The organism is Streptosporangium sp. NPDC053982, assembly GCF_055585205.1.
Genome location: NZ_JBVJKQ010000024.1, coordinates 63522 through 82377 on the forward strand (window position 1 = coordinate 63522; position 18856 = coordinate 82377).

The window sequence follows — 18856 nt, forward strand, 5'->3', positions numbered from 1 at the left end:
GCGGACCGAAGGTTCCTGAGCCGGGCCCGGCGGGGCCGGGATCAGTCGTCGGCCAGGGCGGCCCAGGGGTCGCGGTCGCCGGCGGCGGCGCGGCCCTCGGGGCAGTGCTTCCGGAAATCGCACCAGGAACACAGGGGACCGGTCCGGGGCGGGAAGACCGCGTCGATCTCCGCGGGGACCTCCGGCGGCGTACGGCCGGCCTCCGGCTGCGTACGGCCGGCCTCCGGCTGCGTACGGCCGGCCCGCCCGGTGGAGCGCGCCGGGCCCGCCCAGGCGCGGTAGCGGTCGTCGGCCTCCGACGCCTCGGTCGCGATCTCCTCGGCCCGCCGCAGATGACCGGCCAGCGACTCCTCGGTGTGCTCCCACTCCACGATCGAGCCGCTCGGAAGGTGGTGCAGCTCCACCCGGCGGCAGGGGGTGCGCAGCATCCGCTCCGAGGCCACCGCGTAGACGGCCAGCGCCAGGGAGAACCGGGCGTCGTCGGTGGTGGAGGGCCGGCGGCCGGTCTTGTAGTCGACCACGACCAGCTCCCCGCCGCGCCGGTCGAGCCGGTCGACGCGGCCGGAGAGCGCGATGACCGGGGTCCGCGCGGCGACCGTCCGCTCGACGCCGACGGGCTCGTCGGCGGGGTCGAGGGTCGCGGCGTAGGCGCCGGTCATCTCCGCGGCCCGTTTCCGCCAGGCCGCCGACTGCTCGGCGTCGCGGAAGCCCTCGCCGATCCACCCCCTGCCGACCAGGGCGGCCGCCGTCTCCGGCGTCCGCCGCTCGTACGGCTCGCGCCACCACCCCGCGAGGGCGTTGTGCACGCTGATCCCCACGCTGTTGTGCGCCCACGCCGGCCCCCTGGACGGCGCGGGCCGGTCCATGTAGGTGAACCGGTAGCGCCGGGGGCAGTCGAGCCAGGTGTTCAGCCGCGACGGCGTGCAGGAGTAGAGCCGCCGCGGCATGCCCTCCAGGGGTAGCTGGTCCACGGGGTCACTGGTCGCGGAGGTCGAGGCGGATGCCGGCCGCCTTCGTGCCGTCGGTCAGCGGACCATCTGCCTCACCGGTCCCGCCGGTCTCCGGGCCGCGGAGCAGCGAACCCGACAGCCAGTCGTCGAACCGCGGCTCCAGGGCGCCGATCGTGGTCTCCTCACCCTGCGAGGGCAGCACGCGCGTGGCGTGGGGCAGGGTGAACAGGCGGCCGCCGATCGCGGTGAGCTGGTCGGCCAGCGCGGGGTACTCGTCGCCGAGCCTTCCCGGCCCGTCGGCCTGCAGGGTCTTGCCGGTGAACACCGCCGACAGGGCCTCGCAGTAGAGGGAGACGCCGCCCTGCGAGACGCCCGGGGTGGACATCACCTCCAGCTCGACGTCGGCGACGCCGAACACGCCCTCGTCCTCCATCTCGATGTCCGGCCAGGTCTCCGGCCAGGTCCGCCGCCACAGCGGCCGGTCCTTGGGGTGCAGGGCGACCACGGCCTCGTCCCGGGCCGCGACCTCGATGGCCGCGCCCACGTGGTCGGGCAGGCCGTGGGTGCAGACGACGGCCAGCACCTCCCGCTCGCCGACCTCCGCCAGGATCGTCTCCGCGTCGCGCGCGGGGTCGATGACGATGACCTCCTCGTCGTCACCGATGATCCAGGTGTTGTTCTCGACCTCGTACTCGACGCCGTCGACGTCGACGGTCCCCTCGGTCACCACTCGTTCGATACGCGCTGTCACGCTTCCGAACTTTACCCGCAAGCCGCCGGGGACCCCGTCTTCCCGGCTCTCTTCTCAGTCCTCTTCGCCGGTCTCCACCGGCCCCTCGCCGCCCAGGCGCGGCGAGAACGCGCCGAACGGCAGGTCCAGCGCCTGGTCGTGGTCGCGCAGGTCGCGCAGGGACAGCTCGGCCAGGGTGATGAGGTAGCCCGCCTCGGGCGGCCAGATGACCAGCCACAGCCAGTTGCCCAGCGCCTCCCCGGCGTACACCGCGCGGTCGGGCGTGCCGGTCACGCACCACAGCGGGGTCGGCCGGCCGTTGATGTCGAGTTTGGCGTGTGCCGGGCCCTCGTCGAACCCGATGCCGGGGTCGGGGCCGTCCAGTCCCGCGTACCCCGCGCCCAGCCCGACGCCGGGCTCCTCGGCGACCACCAGCATGTCGGCCGGCCCCCGGGTCAGGGACGGCCCGGAGAGGGCGACCACGGTGGCCCTGGCCCCGGTGCGGTCGTCTCCGGCCTGGGCCAGGCCGTTGACCAGGAATCCCTGCGGCAGCGGCCAGGGCAGCCAGACGGGCACCTGGGCGTCGCGGGCGACGGCCTCGACGGCGGCGGCGGAGGGGTGCATCGGCGCCTGCAGCGGCAGGACGTCGCCGTGCCGGGCGCATCTCCAGGCGCTCGACCAGACGCTGGGCGCGCGGAGCGGGCCGAAACACCGTGGGCAGGTAGGCGCGGCTCTCACGATTACCCACGGTGCGTCCTCGGCGCCCCCTCCGTCAAGGGCACTGCTCGTTATCCCGCCGTAATCTTCTCAACGTGCGGGTAAATTGTGTGGGCGCGATCGTCCGTGACGGTTCGGGGCGGCTGCTCCTCGTACGCCGGGGACGCCCGCCCGGCGAGGGGCTGTGGTCGGTGCCGGGCGGCCGGGTCGAGCCCGGCGAGTCCGACGCCGAGGCGGTGGCGCGCGAGGTGCTGGAGGAGACGGGCCTGACGGTCGCCGTGGGCCGCCTGGCCGGCTCGGTGGACCGGCCGGGACCCGGCGGCGTCGTCTACGAGATCCGCGACTACCTCGCGGAGGTGCGCGGCGGCGTCCTCGCGGCCGGCGACGACGCCGCCGACGCGGGCTGGTTCTCCCCCGGCGAGCTGGCCCGGCTCCCGCTGACCCCCGGCCTGCTCGCGGCCCTCACCGAGTGGTCGGTCATCGCCCCGCGGTGAACCCCGGCCGCCGTACGGCACGGCGGCCGGTCGTCGCCGCTCCGGGGCGAGCGTCGAGCGGTGAGCGCCGGACGCCGTACGGCACGGCGGCCGGTCATCGCTCCGGGGCGAGCGTCGAGCGCCACACGGTGAGGTGGTCGGCGTCATAGGTGGTGGAACGGCCCAGCGCCACCACCCGGTCCCCGGCGATCGCGACCGCGCCCAGCCACTGGGCGCCCTCGCCGCTCTGGTTGCCCTGTTCGGGGTCGTGCCGCAGCCAGGTCGCCCCGTCCTCGGAGGTCCAGACCGCGCTGTCGCCGTCACCGGGGACGCCGTCCCAGCCGACCGCCACCACGCCGTCGTCCGTGGCCGCCAGGTCCTGCACGGCGGCGGCCCGGCCGGCCGGGAGCCAGGAGACGCGCCAGGTCGTCCCGTTGTCGGCCGAGACCGCGCCGAAGGGCCGGTCGCCCTGGTCGGTCCGGGCGGAACCGGTCGCGACGATGCTCCCTCCGTGCAGGACGACGTGGCGCAGCCCCGCCGACGTCGCCCCCGGCGGCAGGAACGGTTTGCGCGCGGTCCAGGCGACGCCGTCGGCGGACACCCAGACCACACCGGTCTCGTGCCCGGCGGTGCCGGCGCCGCCGACGGCCACGTAGCCCGTGGAGGTCGCCGAGACGTCGTGCAGCCGCACCCCGCTGCCGCCCGCGGGCAGCTTCTCCGCCCTGGTGTAGCGCTTGAGGTCCGGGGTGAACCACAGCACGGGGACGCTCCCGGCCGGGCCGCGGTCCTCCCCGGCCAGAACGTAGCCCGAGGGCCCGGCGGCCACCGCGTGCGGGGCGAGGAAGTCGTGGTCGGCCGCGGGTGCGAGGGGGCCCGCGATCGGAACCCGCCGCCAGTTCGCGCCACCAGCCGAAGGGCCGCCCGCCGAGGTGAGGAGCAGCGGCTCGGTGGAGGAGGCGTCGGTCATGGTGCCGCCCACGGCCAGCCAGCCGTGCCTGCCCTGCGCGACGTCGGCGAGCGACTGGCGCCGCGGGCCGCCGAGGGCCTGCGCCGGGCCCGCGGCCGTCCAGCTCTGCCCATCGGCGCTGGTCCAGACGCCCGCGTCGCCGGAGGCGGTGCCGACGGCGACGAACCCGCCCTCCCCCGCGGCCACCCGGGCGGTCTCCCGCTCGGCCCTGGCCAGTCCCTCGATCCCGCCCAGCGGGACCGGCGCGGCCCGGCCTCCCCTGGGAGCGGTGATGAGGACCAGCCGGTTGTCCACGTCGGCGGCGCGTTCGTCGCCGCCGACGACGAGCGTTCCGGTGCCGGAGACGGTGACCGCCCGCAGCGAGCCGGGGACCTGCCCGAGGTCGGTGGACCTCGCCCAGTCGTGACCGTCCTTGCTGGTGTAGACGGCGTAGCGTTCGAAGGCCGTCTCGGCGATCGCGGCCACGCCCTGCGGCGAGGAGGTCAGCCGCCGGACGCCGGTGCCGTCGGGGTCCATCCCGGTGATCTTGCCGCACCGGTTCCAGTCGTCGCCCTGTGAGGAGCAGCGGACCTGGACGTCGCCCTTCTCGCCGCGCTGCTGGGCCGGGACGAGCACGAACCCGCCGGCGGAGGCCGCGAGCGTGCCCGGCTCGGGGATGACGCCGTCCAGCTCCGTCCCCGTCCGCAGCCAGGTGCGTCCGCCGTCGGCCGAGCGGAGGATCACCGAGGACGACCGCCCCTGCCCCGGATCACCGAGCGCGACCACGGCCTCTCCCCTGGCCACGACCGCCTTGAGGCCCCGCACCCTGTCCGGGGCGCCGATCTTCGAGGTGTCCACCCTGCTCCAGCCGCGACCGTCGGGCGAAACCCAGGCGACGGCCCCGGCGGTGCCGTCCGGGAGCACGGCCGTGCCGACCGCGACGAAGCCGGAGGACGTCCTGGCCAGCTCCATGATCTTGTCGCCGGTGACGAACGCGCCCGTGCCGGCGGGATCCACCGCGGTCCACTCGTAGCCGTCGGCGCTGGTCCACAGGCCCTGACCGGTGCCGAGGAGGTCGTTGCCCGCGGCCAGCCAGCGGCCGTCGCCGCCCGCCACCGCGCCGACGGCGGTCGGCCCGCCCTGGAAGCCCGCGGGCCCGTTCACCCTGCCGAGCCGCCAGGTCGAGCCGCCGTCGGTGGAGACGAGGAAGAGCGGCCTGGGCACCGGGCTGGTGGTGTCGCTGCCGACGGCCACCACGGTCGAGCCGTCGGCCGCCATGGCGTTGAGCACCTGGCTGGAGCCGGTGCCCCCGGCCTCGGGCTGCGCGACGAAGGCGGAGTCGCCGGAGCCGCTCTCGTCGCCGACCAGCCGCAGCCCGGTGCCGAAGGGGTCGCCGACCCATCCCCACAGCGCCAGGCCCCCTGCGACCGCGACGGCGAGGACCATGACGACCGCGACCGGCACGACCAGGCCGCGCACGCTCCTGCGCCGCGTCGGGCTGGAGCGGCGCACGGCCGAGGGCGGCGGGGAGGAGCGGTGGTGCCGGCCGCCGGCCGGTCCGCGCCTGCCGGGCGGGCCCTGGGCGACCAGCAGGTCGGGCCGGGCCGGGCGGCCTCCCGGGGGACGCCCCACGCGGCGCACCGGCTCAAAGTCGTCGTCGTCTGGTACGGCGTCCGCCCCCGGCGCCTCGAACCCGGGCGCGCCGCCGGGCACCCGCGGCGGGCCGGAGGCCACGAGCATGTCGGGCCGTACGGCGCGACGGGGGGCGGGCCGCGGCGCGGCGTCCCCGTCCTGCTCCCGATCCCGATCCCGATCCCGATCGCGGTCGCGGTCGCGGCCCTCGGGAACGAGGTCCCCGGGAGCGGAGTCCTCGGGGAGGCCGTCGCGGGAGGAGGAGTAGGGGCGGGTGTGCGGGCGGCGACGCTCGCCGCCCAGTCCCTCGGGGCGCGCCCGCAGGGGCTCGTCCTCCTCCGGGACGGGAGCGGAGAACGGCGGGAGCATCCAGGGGGAGGCCAGCGGCACTCCCCGGGGGCCGTCGTCGGAGGGTCCGGGCGGGAAGTGCCGGAGGGTGGGCGGGTAGTCCTCGGGGCGGCGGGGGCCGCCCCCTGGGATCGCGTCGTCACCGGCGCCGTCGTCCGGCGGCCGTTCCGGTGAGCGCGGGTCGTGGGGGCCCGGGACCACGCTCAGCACCTCCTCGCAGGAAGCCCGTCTCGGCCCGGGATCACCCTCCCGGACCGTTCCAGCCGTCTCCGTGACACCCCGCCGCGATTGCCGGCCGGGCGGTGAAACCCACGGGACCTACTCCTACCCCGTTCCGCCTAAACGATCACCTCCGCGGGGCGGCCGGGGCCGGAACCGTACACAGTCCAGAGCAACACGCCGGAGCCACGCTGGCGAGACCTCTCTAGTCAGATTTACATGCGACCCACCAGAAACATCATCTTTTAAGACCGTATTTCCTGAATCTCGGCGGACCGAAAACACCGTCCGCCCGCCCACCTGTCCGCCACGGCCCGCACGCCCCTCCGGCCCGGCCGCCCGGACCCCGGCACCCCGCGCTCCCGCCCGGTCATCCGTACCGCGATCGGGCCCGGTCGGCCGATCCGACCGGGGTCAGGCGGACGGCGGGGTGAACGACGCGGTACGGCCCAGCCCGGCGGCCCGCCCCTTGGCCGCGACCACCAGCGCCATCTTCCGGGACGCCTCGTCGATCATCTCGTCCCCGAGCATGACCGCGCCGCGCCTCTCGACCGTCGTGTAGTACTCGTAGGCGTCGAGGATCAGCTCGGCCCGGTCGTAGTCGTCCTGGGACGGCGAGAACACCTCGTTGGCCGCCTCGACCTGCGTCGGGTGCAGCACCCACTTGCCGTCGAAGCCGAGCGCCGCCGACCGGGCCGCCACCCGGCGGTAGCCGTCCAGGTCCTTGATCGCGAGGTACGGGCCGTCGACGGCCTGCAGGCCGTGCGTGCGGGCCGCCATGAGGATGCGCATCAGGACGTAGTGGTAGGCGTCGCCCTCGGTGTAGCCGGGGGGCTGCTCCCCGACGACCATGGTCCGCATGTTGATCGAGGCCATGAAGTCGGCCGGGCCGAAGACCAGCGTCTCCAGGCGCCGGGAGGCGCCGCCGATGGCGTCCACGTTGACCAGGCCCCGGGCGCTCTCGATCTGGGCCTCGATGCCGATCCGGCCGACCGGCAGCCCGTTCGCCATCTCGATCTGGGTGAGCAGGACGTCCAGCCAGGCCACCTGGGTGGCGTCCTCCACCTTCGGCAGCATCAGGCAGTCGAGGAACTCCCCCGCCCCCTCCACGACCTCGATGACGTCCCGGTAGGTCCACCGGGTGCCCAGGTCGTTGACCCGCACCACCCGTGTCTTGCCCGACCAGTCGCCCTCGCGCAGGGCGGCCACGACGTTCCGGCGCGCCTCCTCCTTGGCCGGCGGCGCGACGGAGTCCTCCAGGTCGAGGAAGACCTCGTCGGCGGGGAGGCCCTGGGCCTTCTCCAGGAAGCGCGGGTTGCTGCCGGGGACCGCGAGACACGAACGTCGGGAGCGCATGGCGACACCGTAACGGGACGCCGCCCACCCCGGCGCGCCGGACCCGGCGCTATGGCTGTCATACAAAGTCTCACCCCCGTTCTTGGCGGTGCCCCCGTGCGCGTCGCGCCGGAGATGTCCGAATAATGAGGAACCAAGCTTCAGCAAAGGGAGACGAGAACGATGGCAAACGCTTCTCCGGCGGTCCGGCCCGCCGTACTGTCCGACCTCATCCCCGGGTCCCGGGTGCGGGACGCCGCGCTCGTCGCCGGCGGAGCGGTCCTGACCGGGCTCGCGGCGCAGCTGACCGTTCCCATGTGGCCCGTCCCGGTCACCGGCCAGACCTTCGCGGTCATGCTCGTCGGCGCGGCCCTCGGCATGAACCGCGCGGCGCTCAGCATGATCCTCTACACCGTCGTCGGCGTCGCGGGCGTGCCGTGGTTCCAGGGCGCCACCGCGGGCTTCGGCGGGGCCACGTTCGGCTACGTCGTCGGCTTCATCGCCGCCGCCGCCCTCGTCGGCAGGCTCGCCGAGCGCGGCGGCGACCGCACCGTCGCCCGCACGGTCGGCACGATGGCCCTCGGCAACCTGGTGATCTACGCCTTCGGCGTGCCGGTGCTGATGGCCGTCACCGGGCTCGGCCTGGGCGGCGCGCTCGCCGCGGGTGTGATCCCGTTCCTGCTCGGCGACGCCGCCAAGATCGCGATCGCGGCCGGTCTGCTCCCGGCGGCCTGGCGGCTCTCCCGCCGCTGACCCGGACGCGAGGACACGCGGGGCCCGGACGCGAGGACGCGCGGGGCCCGGACGCGAGGACGCGCGGGGCCCGGACGCTCTCCCGCCGCCGGGGACGCCGGGCCCGCAGGCCGTACATTCGCCGCATGGGTGTTATCGAAGAGGGCGCCAAGAAGTCGGGGATCCTGTGGCTCTCGCTGGACCGGCCCCGGCTCGCCTGGCACGTCTGGCACGACGGCGCGATCTACGTGGTGACCGGCGGCGGTGAGCAGGACCTTCCCGGCCTGGCCGAGGCCGGGGTGGTCGGGGTGACCCTGCGCAGCAAGGACAACGGGGCCAGGCTGGTCTCCTTCGACGCGGCGGTCGAGGTGGTGGACCAGGGACGCGCCCCGGAGGCGGTGGCCGCGCTGGCCAAGGAGCGGCTCAACGCCGCCGACGGGGCGGGGCTGACGGCCCGCTGGGCCGAGGGTTCCCGGGTGGTACGGCTGACGCCCCGCGAACCGGCCCCCTGACCCGGGACCGGCACGGCGCCGGTCCGGCGGTACGGCCGGCGCCCCGATCCGGGACCGGCACCGCGCCGGCCCCGCGGTACAGCCGGCGCCCGTGAGCCCGCTCCCCGGCCCGCCACGGCTTCCGCCGGGCCGGCCGGGGTCACTCCGGGGCTCCGCGCGGGTCACCCCGCGCGGGCCGGCTCCGGGAGCTCCACCACCGCCTGGGGCAGCTCCCCGGTGACCCGCTGGGCCAGGTAGGCGCCGGTCAGCACGACGACGCCGCCGGCGATCTGGAAGAACCCGAGCGCCTCACCCGCCAGCAGCCAGGCGACCACCGCGCCGATGATGACCTCCAGCGTGCCGACCGTGGAGCCGACCGCGGCCGACAGCCGCCGGATCGCGATGACGCCCAGGATGTAGGCGGCGACCGTGGCGACCGCGATCAGCCAGAGCGCCGCGGCCCACACCGGCAGCGCGAAACCGCCGCCGGCGTCGGTGGTCAGGGTGAACGCCCGCCACGGGATGTCCCACGGCCGGGAGATCGGGACGAGCACCACGGCCGCGCCGAGCAGCCCCCAGGCGATCAGGCCGAGGGGGTCGATGTCGTCGCCGAAGCCGTCGCTGAGCAGGAAGTATCCGGCGCCGCAGGCCGCCGCCCCGAAGGCGAACACCAGGCCCAGCGGATCGAGGGACAGGCCCGTCCACACCTCGACCACGACGGCCAGCCCGGTGACCGCCACCACCGCGCCCAGGTAGGCGGCGCGCGGCAGCCGTACCCGCCGGACGAACCGCACCCAGAGCACGACCAGCACCGGCGAGGTGTACTCGATCAGCAGGGCGATGCCCACCGGCAGCCGGGCGACGGCCGCGAAGTACAGCGACTGCACCCCCGCCACCGCGACCACCGAGTACACCAGGACGAACGGCAGCCGCGAGCGCGGGACGCGCAGCGCCCCCGGCCTGAACAGGGCGAGAACGCCGACGAGCAGCAGGGCGGACCCCGCCATCCGCACCCAGACCGACTCCATCGGCGACAGGCCGCCGCCCGCGAGATACTTGGCCATCGTGCCGGAGAAGGCGAAGGAGCAGGCCGACGCGACCGCTATCGCCAGGGCCGCACGTCTCATGATCAGCCTCCGCGTAATTACCGTTCTAAGCTTTTGATGCTGTCACGACATTCCGGGCCACGGCAAGGGGCCGTCCGAAATGTGAGCGTCGTTTGAACCGGCCCATCCGAAGCGCGACCTACGCTTCAAATGTGAAGATCTTCATCGCGCGCCTGTCCGGGGTCGCGGTCTTCGACCCTGCCGGGGACCGCGTCGGGAGGGTACGGGACGTGGTCGTGTCCATCTCCGGCACGGTCCCGCCGCGCGTGCACGGGCTGGTGGTCGAGGTCCAGGCGCACAGGAGGGTCTTCCTGCCCATCACCAGGGTGCGGGGGTTCGAGGCCGGGGCGGTCGTCTTCGGCGGTCAGATCAACGTGCGGCGGTTCGAGCAGCGGGCCTCGGAGTCCCTGGCCATCGGCGAGATGCTCGACCTGGAGGTGGAGGTCGGCGGGGAGCGGATGACGGTCCTGGACCTCGCCATGGAGGAGACCGGCCGCGGCGAGTGGTCGATCACGAAGGTGGCGGTGGTCCGCGGCGGCCCGCCCCGGGGACTGCGACGGCGGCGCGGCCCGACCAGGATCGTGGACTGGTCCGAGGTCAGGGGGCTCGGCGCGGTGCAGCGCGACCAGGGCGCGGCCAACCTGCTGGTCGCCTTCGAGACGATGCGCGCCGCCGACCTGGCCGGCGCCCTGCACGACCTCCCCGACAAGCGCCGGATCGAGGTGGCCGCGGCCCTCGACGACGTACGGCTCGCCGACGTCCTGGAGGAGATGCCGGAACGCGACCGGATCGGCATCATGAGCCGGCTCAAGCCTGCCCGGGCCGCCGACGTCCTGGAGGAGATGGACCCCGACGACGCCGCCGACCTGCTGCAGGAGCTGCCGCCCGAGGACGCCGAGGCGCTCATGGCGCTCATGGAGCCGGACGAGGCGGCCCCCGTACGGCGGCTGCTGGTCTATCCCGAGGACACCGCGGGCGGCATGATGACGAGCGAGCCGGTCGTGCTCCCGCCGACCGCGACGGTCGCCGAGGCGCTGGCCCACATCCGGCAGCGGGAGATCACCCCGACGGTGGCCGCGCAGGTGTACGTCGCCCGGCCTCCCATCGAGACGCCCACCGGGCGCTACCTCGGCCTGGCCCACTTCCAGCGGCTGCTGCGTGAGCCCCCGTCGGCCCTGCTCGGCGCGGTCATGGACACCTCCATCGACCCGATCAAGCCCGGCTACACGCTGCGCCAGGTGACCTGCTACCTCGCCACCTACAACCTGATGGCGGTGCCGGTGGTGGACGAGGCGGTCCGCCTCGTCGGCGCCGTCACCGTGGACGACGTCCTGGACCACATGCTCCCCGACGACTGGCGGGAGCGGTACCGAGGCCCCGGCGGCGAGCATGACTGACCGGCTCGACCTGCCCAGGGAGACGGGGCCGCGGCTGCGTCCGCAGTACGACCCGGAGACGTTCGGGCGGATGGCCGAGCGGTTCGCCCGGTTCCTCGGCACCGCCCGGTTCCTCGTGTACATGACCGTCTTCGTGACGGTGTGGCTCGCGTGGAACGTCCTCGGGCCGCACGGCTGGCGTTTCGACCCCTACCCGTTCATCTTCCTGACCCTGATGCTGTCGCTCCAGGCCTCCTACGCCGCGCCGCTGATCCTGCTCGCGCAGAACCGGCAGGACGACCGGGACCGCATCCAGAACGAGCTCGACCGGGCCGCCGCCGAGCGCAACCAGGCGGAGGTGGAGTATCTCACCCGGGAGATCGCCGGCCTGCGCCTGGCGCTGGGCGAGGTGGCCACCCGCGACTACATCCGCTCGGAGTTCCAGCGGCTCCAGGACGAGCTGCAGGAGTCCTGACGCGGTGCGTCCGGCACGGACCGGCGTTGTGACACCCCGCCCGGCCGCGCCGTCCCTCACCGGCCGCCTCGGCCCCCGCCCGGCCACGTCGTCCTCCCGGCCGCCTCGCCCGGCCGCGTCACCCCTCGCCGGGCGGCGGTCCGGCGAGCTTGGCGAGCGCGGCCGCGCACCGGCGCAGCTCGCCGTCGTCGAGCGCGCCCAGCAGGTGGGTGCGGACCGCGCGCAGGTAGGTGGGGGTGGCCTCGGCCAGCCGTACGGCGCCGCCGTCGGTGAGGACCGCGAACAGGCCCCGGGCGTCGTCGGGACACGCCTCCCGCTCGACCAGGCCGTCGCGCTGGAGGCGGTCGACGAGCCGGGTCAGGCCGCTGCGCGACAGCAGCACCCGATCGGCCAGGTCGTTCATCCGCAGCCGCCGGTCCGGCGACTCCGCCAGCCTGGTCAGCACGTCGTAGGAGGCCAGGGCCAGGTCGTGCCCCAGCAGCAGCTCGGCCTCCAGCGCCCGGGTGATGCGCGCCTGCGCCCTCTGGAGCATGCGCCAGAGGTCGGCTCCCCCGGGCCCCACGGACCCCTCGGTCCCCTCGGTCTTCACGGACCCCTCGGTCCCCACGGTCCCTTCGGAGCCGCCGGACCCCCCGGAGCCGGTGGCCTCTCTCGGCTCGCCCGCCGTCACGGTCACGGGGTAACCTTAGAACGTTGCACATGCATCTACATAGGGGAATCCCCCGAATTCGGCGCCCGCCGCCGGATCCCGGAATTCCCCGTGGCGACCCCGGGTTCATACCATGGGCCGTGACTTCTCTCCGCTCCCTCCGGGGAGCGGCTCCTCGCCCAGCCGCTGGGTGTCGCGACGCACGGGCACCCGCCCGCACGACCCGCCCGGACGATCATAGACAAGGAGGGACGGCACCCCGTCGCCCCGCGCGACGGCCGCTGCCGACACTTCGATGGCACCTACCCCGGAACTGGTGACGGCCGCCCTCGCGACCGTCAACGATCCCGAGATCCGTCGGCCGATCACCGAACTCGACATGGTCAAAAGCGTCGACATCTCCCCCGACGGGGTGGTGCGTGTCGGGATCTTCCTCACGGTGTCGGGCTGTCCCATGAAGGACACCATCACCCGCGACGTCACCGCCGCGGTCTCCCGGATCGACGGCGTGACCGGCGTCCAGGTGGAGATGGACGTCATGAGCCCCGAGCAGCGCAAGACCCTGCAGACCAAGCTGCGCGGCGCCAAGGGCCCCGAGAAGGAGATCCCCTTCGCCCAGCCCGGCTCGCTGACCCGCGTGTTCGCGGTCGCCTCGGGCAAGGGCGGCGTCGGCAAGTCCTCCGTCACCGTCAACCTCGCCGCCGCCATGGCCGCGAGCGGCCTCAAGGTGGGCGTCGTGGACGCCGACATCTACGGCCACAGCGTGCCGCGTATGCTCGGCGTCTCCGAGCGGCCCACCAAGGTCGAAGACATGATCATGCCGCCGGTGGCGCACGACATGAAGGTCATCTCGGTCGGCATGTTCAAGCCCGAGGGCAACACCCCGGTCGTGTGGCGCGGCCCGATGCTCGACCGGGCGCTGCACCAGTTCCTGGCCGACGTCTACTGGGGCGACCTCGACGTGCTGCTGATGGACCTTCCCCCGGGCACCGGTGACATCGCCATCTCCGTGGCGCAGCGGATGCCGTCGGCGGAGATCCTCGTGGTCACCACCCCGCAGCAGGCCGCCGCCGAGGTCGCCGAGCGCGCCGGGTCCATCGCCGTGCAGACGCACCAGCAGATCGCCGGCGTCATCGAGAACATGTCGTGGCTGCCCTGCCCGCACTGCGACGAGCGGATCGCGGTGTTCGGCGAGGGCGGCGGCCAGACCGTCGCCGACGCGCTCACCCGCACCCTCGGCGCGCGCGTGCCGCTGCTCGGCCAGGTGCCGATCGACATGCGGCTTCGTGAGGGCGGCGACGAGGGCAAACCGCTGGTGCTCAGCGACCCCGACGCCCCGGCCGCCGCCGAGCTGATCCGCATCGCGAACGGCCTGGGCAAGCGGGCCGGCAGCCTGCGGGGCATGCAGCTCGGCATCTCCCCGACCCGGGGCCGCTGACCTGGCGGCCGTGACCGGGTCCCGGGACGGCGCGAGGCCCCGGCCGGTGAGACGGGCCGGGACGGCGCGAGGCCCGAACGGCGACGGCGGAGAAGCCCGGACGACGGAGAAGAGGAGGTGCCCCTTCGGCGGGGGCCCTCCTCTTTTTTCTCATATTCACCCTTGCCCGGCCTGCCGGGCAAGGGTGTCCTCCCTCGTCCGGCCTCCCGGGTCAGGTCGCCTCGGAGTCGTACGGCGGGACCTCGCCGTAGCCCAGCTCGCCGTCCGCCGGCGCGTCGTAGGAGCCGGCGGCGACCGGCGTGGCCGTGGCGGTGGCCGCCGCGGCCGCGCCGTTCCAGTCGTCCTCCAGCTCACCGGTGAGGTGCTTGCGGACGAAGTTCTTCGGGTTCAGGTCGGCCGGGTCGAAGTCGGCGAACTCCGGGCCCAGCCCCGTCCGGAGGTCCTGCTTGGCGGTGTTGGCCATCTGCCGCAGGTTGCGCAGCGTGCGGCCGGCCTGGGCGGCGGCCTGCGGAAGCTTCTCCGGGCCGAAGACGAGCAGGCCGATGACCACGAGCGCCACGATCTCAGGCCAGCCGAGTCCGAACACTGTGATCTCCTAACGGGCAACGCCGGGCGGCTCCCGGGGCACACACACCCCGGGAGCTTCCAGACTAATGTCCCCGCGCCCGCGCCCGCACCCGCCGGTGCCCCCTTCAGGAGGGGGTGGGCGAGGGCTGTGCGGTCGCGGCGCCGATGGTCACGACGGCCGTCTTCTCCTGGCCTCCGCGCTGATACTTGACCGTCACCTTCTCGCCGGGCGCCTTGTTGCGGATCACCGCGATCAGCTCGCTGCCGTCCTGGAGCACCGTGCCGTCGACCTCCAGGATGACGTCGCCGGGCTTGAGGCCCGCCTTGTCGGCGGGGCCGTTCGGCTCGACCGGCTGGGCGCCGCGCTCGGCCTCGCTCGCGATGCGGACCCCCGCGCCCTGGTAGGTCTGGTCGATGGTGACGCCGATCCGGGACTTCTTGGCGACGCCGGTGCTGATCAGTTCCTCGGCGACCCGGCGCGCGTGGTTCACCGGGATGGCGAAGCCGAGGCCGATGCTGCCGCTCTGGCCGCCGAGCGACCTGCCGAGCGTGGCGATCGCCGAGTTGACCCCGATGACCTCGCCGTTTCCGTTGACCAGCGGGCCGCCGGAGTTGCCGGGGTTGATCGCGGCGTCGGTCTGGATCGCGCTGAACCAGGTGGTGTCGGAGCTGTTCTCCTCGCCCGCCTGCACCGTGCGGTTGAGCGAGCTGACGATGCCGGAGGTGACGGTGCCGGTCAGGCCGAGCGGGGAGCCGATGGCCACGACCGGGTCTCCGACGACCACGTTGTCGGAGTTACCGAGCGTGGCCTGGGGGGCGCCGAAGGTGTCGTCGGGCTTGACCACGGCGAGGTCGGACTCGGGGTCGCGGCCGACGATCCGGGCCGGGGTGGACTTGCGGTTGCTGAACTGGATCTGGATCTCACCGCCGTTGGCGGCCCCGGCGACCACGTGGTTGTTGGTCACCACGTAGCCCCCCTTGATCAGGAAGCCCGAGCCGGTGTTCGCGCCCGAGCCGCCGCTGACCGCCAGCGAGACCACGCTGGGCAGGACCCGGGAGGCCACGCCCGCGATCGAGTCCGGCGGCCGGGCCGCGGAGCCGTTCGGAGGCTTGCCCAGGCTGAAGGACGGGTCGGTGCCGGAGGCCGAGGACCGGGTGAGGAGGTAGGTGCCGAGGCTGCCCAGCGTCGAGGCGAGCAGCGCGATCACCACGGCCAGGACGACGAGGGTGCCGGTGCGCGGCCCGCGCCTGCCGCCGGGGGCCGCGCCGCCCACCGGGGGACCGGGGGGCGGGGCCCAGCCGGGACCCATGCCGAACGCGTGCTCCGGCGGGGGAGGCGGGCCCACCGGGGTGGTGAAGATCGCCGTGTCGTGGTGGATCCTGCCCGACGGGTCGCCCCAGCCGCCGCCGGGGCCGGAGCCCTGTCCCGGGTTCCGTGCCGGATCCTGGGCAGGGTTCCACGCCGGATCCTGGCCGGAGTCACGGCCGGGATCCTGAGCGGGGTTCCAGGCCGGGTCCTGACCGGGGTCGCGGCCGGGATCCTGGCCCGGGTGCCGGGCCGGGCCCTGAGCGCCCTCCCCGGGCCGGGCCGCCCACTCGCCGGTCTCCGGCCACCCGGGCCCCTCGGCGGACCCGGGACGCTCGCCGGGATCCTGCTGCCCGTACGGGTCCTGCGGGCCGTACCGGCCCGGCCGACCGGGCTGACCGGGGTCTCCCAGCCGGTTCCAGCCGTCACCGCGTGGCGGCTCGCCGCCGGGCGGCGGCGCCTCTCCGGCGGGCAGGAAGTCCGGACGAGAGGGTTCGGGGGCGGCCCCCCTGTCGTCGGCGAAGCCCGACGGCGTGCGCCCCTCGGCGTCGTTCGCCTCGTGGGGACGGGTCTCGTCGGTCATCGAATATTCACCACTCCTTGCCTCGCACGAGGCCGCTCACCGGAACGATCCGGCAATCCTCCCCTGAGCGGCATACGAGAGATGTAAAACGTGCCTTCCCGAAGGGATCGGAGCAGAACGGCGGACGGCTCGCGTCCCCCGGGTGGTGCGGCGCCCCGGTCCGGGCCCGTACGGCGCCACCGCTGCGATGTCGGCCATGCCGGCCGGAACGCCCGCGCGGACGGTGTAGACATGACCTCCACTCGCCCAGATCGTCTCCTGCTCGACTGAGTCCCGGATCCAGATCGTATGCCCGTTGCGTCGCCCTACATGCCAGCCATGGAGCTTTTCCCATCAAATCCGGCAAAGGGGATGGAATTCGACGCGCCTCCGTGAGACGCGGTCCCTGACGCGGCGACGCGCCCTCGAACCCGGCGACGCGCCCCCGGGACACCGCGGCGCGGGGGACGTCACGGGGCGTTCCGGACACGGAGGACGCGGCCCGGAACGCGGCGACGCGCCGCCGGGCGGCCCGGGCGGCGCGTCGTCACGGGGCGCGGACGGATCCGGCCCGTTGGAGGTCAGGGGATGGGCGACGGGGTCGGCGTCACCGTACCCGAGGGCGTGGCCTGCCGGTGGTGGTTGGCGAACATGTCGGCCGGCGGCGCGTGCGTGGCCGGGGCGGAGCCGTTCACGGCGAACATCGTGCCGATCGCCACCGCGGCGGAGGCGACGCCCACCGCGACGTAGCCGAACCTCCTGGATCGGCGGACTCCCGGACCGCGGCTGCGCGGCCGGTTGTCCGGCGGGGCCACGCTGTGCATGCTCGGGATCGGCGCGCCGCCGAAGGTCCGCCCGGAGGGAAAGGGCCGCTCGCGCGGCGGCAGCGGGCCGCCGGGCTCGGCCATCCTCAGCAGCGACACGGACAGGTCGGCGGGCACGGCGGGACCGTCCAGGGACCGCAACCGGGTCTTGATCGCCCGCACGGCGTCGACCTCGGCCCGGCAGGCGGCGCAGAAGGCGAGGTGCGACAGGGCGCGGTCGCGCTCGTGGTGGTTCAGCTCACCGTCGACCAGCGCCGAAACGCGTTCTCCAAGATGACTCATGCGCACTCCTTGCCAAGCGGCCAGAGGTGATGCCCGTCACGACTGGGACCGGTCATGCGAACTCCTCCCCGCGGGTGATGGTCGGGGGGAGCTGGTCACCCCTGGGCGCGCGGTGTTCCAGCGCGTCACGCAGCTGTGACCGGCCGCGGTGGATGCGGCTGCGGACGGTGCCGAGCTTCACCCCCAGCGTCGCGGCGATCTCCTCGTAGGAGAGCCCCTCGATGTCGCAGAGGACGACGGCCGCGCGGAACTCCGGCGCGAGCGCGTCGAGCGCCGCCTGGATGTCGGGCTCCAGGTGGGTGTCGTCGTACGCCTGCGCCGGCGACGGCTCACGCCCGCGCAACCGCTCGGCGGCGTCGTCGGCGAGACCCTCGAACCTGATGCGCTGCCTGCGGCGCGCCATGTCGAGGAACAGGTTGGTGGTGATGCGGTGCAGCCAGCCCTCGAAGGTGCCGGGCGTGTAGTTCGACAGGGACCGGAAGACCCGGACGAAGACCTCCTGGGTCAGGTCCTCCGCGTCGTGGACGTTCCCGGTCAGCCGGTACGCCAGCCGGTAGACGCGGGCGGAGTGATTGCGGACCACCTCCTCCCACGTGGGAGGTGTCCATTCGGACACGGGAGCTTCTGCCTGGTGGTTGGGATCCTCCACCGGCACTCCTCTCTCCGGGACCACCGCTATCGCCATAGTGCCTGGTTTCGCCCCTTCATGTGCACTGCCTGTCCTGAGGACCGGCAAAGGCCGCTTAAACCGTGCAACGCACCGGGGGCGACATGAGTTCCCGATCCGGCCCGGCTCCCTTAGGCTGCGACCCAGTGCCTATATGGACTATGGGCCCCACTGCCTGACTGTGTACGGAGAAAGCGGGAGGAGAGGCCGATGGCAGAGTCGCCGACACGTCCGTTGGAGGCCACTCTGGCCTATGCCGACGGGTTCCACACGGAGGACGAGATTCTGCGCACCGCGCGGCAGCGCGGCGCGGAGGTGGGAGCGCCTGCCGTCCCGCCCGGCGGCGGCGCCGCCCTCTGCTTCCTGGCCACGGCCATCAACGCCCGCGCCGTCGTGGAGATCGGCACCGGCTGCGGGGCGTCCGGCCTGTGGTTGCTGCGCGGCATGCGCCAGGACGGCACGCTGACCAGCGTGGACGTGGAGCCGGAGCACCAGCGGCTGGCACGGGAGGTCTTCGCCCAGGCGGGCTTCTCCGGGGGCCGGGTCCGGCTGATCACCGGCCGGGCGCTGGACGTGCTGCCCCGCCTGTCGGACGGCGGCTACGACCTGGTCTTCTGCGACGGCTCCCGGCAGGAGTACGCCGACTACCTGGCCGAGGCGCTGCGCCTGCTGCGCCGCGGCGGCATCGTGGTGTTCGGCGACGCCCTCTTGGGCCACCGGGTCGCCGACCGGACGCAGCGCGACCCGGACACCGTCGCCATACGGGAGCTGGGCAAGCTCGTGCAGTCCGACGAACGGCTGCGCCCGCTGATGATCCCCCTCGGCGACGGCGTCCTGGCCGCCGTCAAGCTCGACGACTAGACGCCGCGCCGCGGGCCCCCGCCACGGCGGAGGCCCGTCGGAGAGGCCCCCCGTGCCGGGGGCCCCCCCCCGCGGGGGGCCCCCCCCCCGGCCCCCCGGGGGGGGGGGGGGGGGGGGCCCCCCCCGCCGGGGCCCCCCCCCCCCCCCGGCGCCGGCGCCGGCGCGGGCCC

General features: G+C 74.4%; 18 protein-coding genes. 7 read left to right on the forward strand and 11 right to left on the reverse strand.

Going from position 1 to position 18856, the window contains the following annotated elements:
• Positions 1-41: 41 nt before the first annotated feature.
• Genes ACZ6W9_RS34455 through ACZ6W9_RS34465 form a run of 3 tightly spaced genes read right to left on the reverse strand, consistent with a single transcriptional unit; the run spans position 42 to position 2418 of the window.
• Positions 42-971: a RecB family exonuclease gene (locus tag ACZ6W9_RS34455; RefSeq protein WP_470121507.1), complete on the reverse strand. Its 930-nt coding sequence runs from the start codon at positions 969-971 to the stop codon at positions 42-44.
• 4 nt (positions 972-975) lie between these two features.
• Positions 976-1701, reverse strand: a complete 726-nt coding sequence (locus ACZ6W9_RS34460) for an MBL fold metallo-hydrolase (RefSeq protein ID WP_470121509.1) — start codon at positions 1699-1701, stop codon at positions 976-978.
• Positions 1702-1755: 54 nt separating this feature from the next.
• Positions 1756-2418 carry a DUF6758 family protein gene (locus ACZ6W9_RS34465; RefSeq protein WP_389956490.1) on the reverse strand — a complete coding sequence of 221 codons (663 nt, stop codon included), beginning with the start codon at positions 2416-2418 and terminating at the stop codon, positions 1756-1758.
• An 89-nt stretch (positions 2419-2507) separates the two neighbouring features.
• Between ACZ6W9_RS34465 and ACZ6W9_RS34470 the strand changes: the two genes are divergently transcribed.
• Entirely contained in the window at positions 2508-2891 is a 384-nt protein-coding gene (locus tag ACZ6W9_RS34470) for an NUDIX hydrolase (protein WP_389956493.1), read from the forward strand.
• Between the two features lie 94 nt (positions 2892-2985).
• Here ACZ6W9_RS34470 and ACZ6W9_RS34475 read toward each other — a convergent pair whose 3' ends face one another.
• A complete protein-coding gene (locus ACZ6W9_RS34475) occupies positions 2986-6006 on the reverse strand; it encodes a beta propeller repeat protein (RefSeq protein ID WP_470121511.1) in 3021 nt (1006 codons plus the stop codon).
• A 423-nt stretch (positions 6007-6429) separates the two neighbouring features.
• The gene (locus tag ACZ6W9_RS34480) at positions 6430-7371 is read right to left on the reverse strand and encodes an HpcH/HpaI aldolase/citrate lyase family protein (protein WP_362939232.1); all 942 of its coding nucleotides are present in this window, start codon (positions 7369-7371) and stop codon (positions 6430-6432) included.
• Between the two features lie 162 nt (positions 7372-7533).
• On the opposite strand from ACZ6W9_RS34480, the gene ACZ6W9_RS34485 reads away from it, so the two are divergent.
• Together ACZ6W9_RS34485 and ACZ6W9_RS34490 are read left to right on the forward strand one after the other, a co-directional pair.
• A complete protein-coding gene (locus ACZ6W9_RS34485) occupies positions 7534-8103 on the forward strand; it encodes a biotin transporter BioY (protein ID WP_362939230.1) in 570 nt (189 codons plus the stop codon).
• Between the two features lie 125 nt (positions 8104-8228).
• On the forward strand, positions 8229-8594 hold the full coding sequence (locus ACZ6W9_RS34490) for a hypothetical protein (RefSeq protein WP_389956501.1): 366 nt from the start codon (positions 8229-8231) through the stop codon (positions 8592-8594).
• 161 nt (positions 8595-8755) lie between these two features.
• Here the strand turns inward: ACZ6W9_RS34490 and ACZ6W9_RS34495 are convergent, their stop codons facing one another.
• A complete protein-coding gene (locus ACZ6W9_RS34495) occupies positions 8756-9700 on the reverse strand; it encodes an EamA family transporter (protein ID WP_389956504.1) in 945 nt (314 codons plus the stop codon).
• Positions 9701-9831: 131 nt separating this feature from the next.
• Here ACZ6W9_RS34495 and ACZ6W9_RS34500 point away from each other — a divergent pair, with 131 nt between their 5' ends.
• The gene (locus tag ACZ6W9_RS34500; RefSeq protein WP_389956507.1) at positions 9832-11076 is read left to right on the forward strand and encodes a magnesium transporter MgtE N-terminal domain-containing protein; all 1245 of its coding nucleotides are present in this window, start codon (positions 9832-9834) and stop codon (positions 11074-11076) included.
• On the forward strand, positions 11069-11530 hold the full coding sequence (locus tag ACZ6W9_RS34505) for a DUF1003 domain-containing protein (protein ID WP_389956510.1): 462 nt from the start codon (positions 11069-11071) through the stop codon (positions 11528-11530). The genes ACZ6W9_RS34500 and ACZ6W9_RS34505 overlap by 8 nt, the downstream gene beginning before the upstream one ends.
• 118 nt (positions 11531-11648) lie before the next feature.
• Here the strand turns inward: ACZ6W9_RS34505 and ACZ6W9_RS34510 are convergent, their stop codons facing one another.
• Positions 11649-12206 carry a MarR family winged helix-turn-helix transcriptional regulator gene (locus tag ACZ6W9_RS34510; RefSeq protein ID WP_470121514.1) on the reverse strand — a complete coding sequence of 186 codons (558 nt, stop codon included), beginning with the start codon at positions 12204-12206 and terminating at the stop codon, positions 11649-11651.
• A gap of 268 nt (positions 12207-12474) precedes the next feature.
• Here ACZ6W9_RS34510 and ACZ6W9_RS34515 point away from each other — a divergent pair, with 268 nt between their 5' ends.
• A complete protein-coding gene (locus tag ACZ6W9_RS34515; protein ID WP_362939210.1) occupies positions 12475-13617 on the forward strand; it encodes an Mrp/NBP35 family ATP-binding protein in 1143 nt (380 codons plus the stop codon).
• A 211-nt stretch (positions 13618-13828) separates the two neighbouring features.
• Here ACZ6W9_RS34515 and ACZ6W9_RS34520 read toward each other — a convergent pair whose 3' ends face one another.
• The 4 genes from ACZ6W9_RS34520 to sigE form a co-directional block, all read right to left on the reverse strand.
• The gene (locus ACZ6W9_RS34520; protein WP_389956516.1) at positions 13829-14203 is read right to left on the reverse strand and encodes a sec-independent translocase; all 375 of its coding nucleotides are present in this window, start codon (positions 14201-14203) and stop codon (positions 13829-13831) included.
• A 106-nt stretch (positions 14204-14309) separates the two neighbouring features.
• Positions 14310-16073: a trypsin-like peptidase domain-containing protein gene (locus ACZ6W9_RS34525; RefSeq protein WP_389956519.1), complete on the reverse strand. Its 1764-nt coding sequence runs from the start codon at positions 16071-16073 to the stop codon at positions 14310-14312.
• Positions 16074-16633: 560 nt separating this feature from the next.
• The gene (locus ACZ6W9_RS34530) at positions 16634-17158 is read right to left on the reverse strand and encodes an anti-sigma factor family protein (protein ID WP_470121517.1); all 525 of its coding nucleotides are present in this window, start codon (positions 17156-17158) and stop codon (positions 16634-16636) included.
• Positions 17159-17210: 52 nt separating this feature from the next.
• On the reverse strand, positions 17211-17843 hold the full coding sequence (sigE, locus tag ACZ6W9_RS34535) for an RNA polymerase sigma factor SigE (protein ID WP_389956525.1): 633 nt from the start codon (positions 17841-17843) through the stop codon (positions 17211-17213).
• Positions 17844-18035: 192 nt separating this feature from the next.
• Between sigE and ACZ6W9_RS34540 the strand changes: the two genes are divergently transcribed.
• Entirely contained in the window at positions 18036-18686 is a 651-nt protein-coding gene (locus tag ACZ6W9_RS34540) for an O-methyltransferase (protein ID WP_470121519.1), read from the forward strand.
• Positions 18687-18856: the final 170 nt, after the last annotated feature.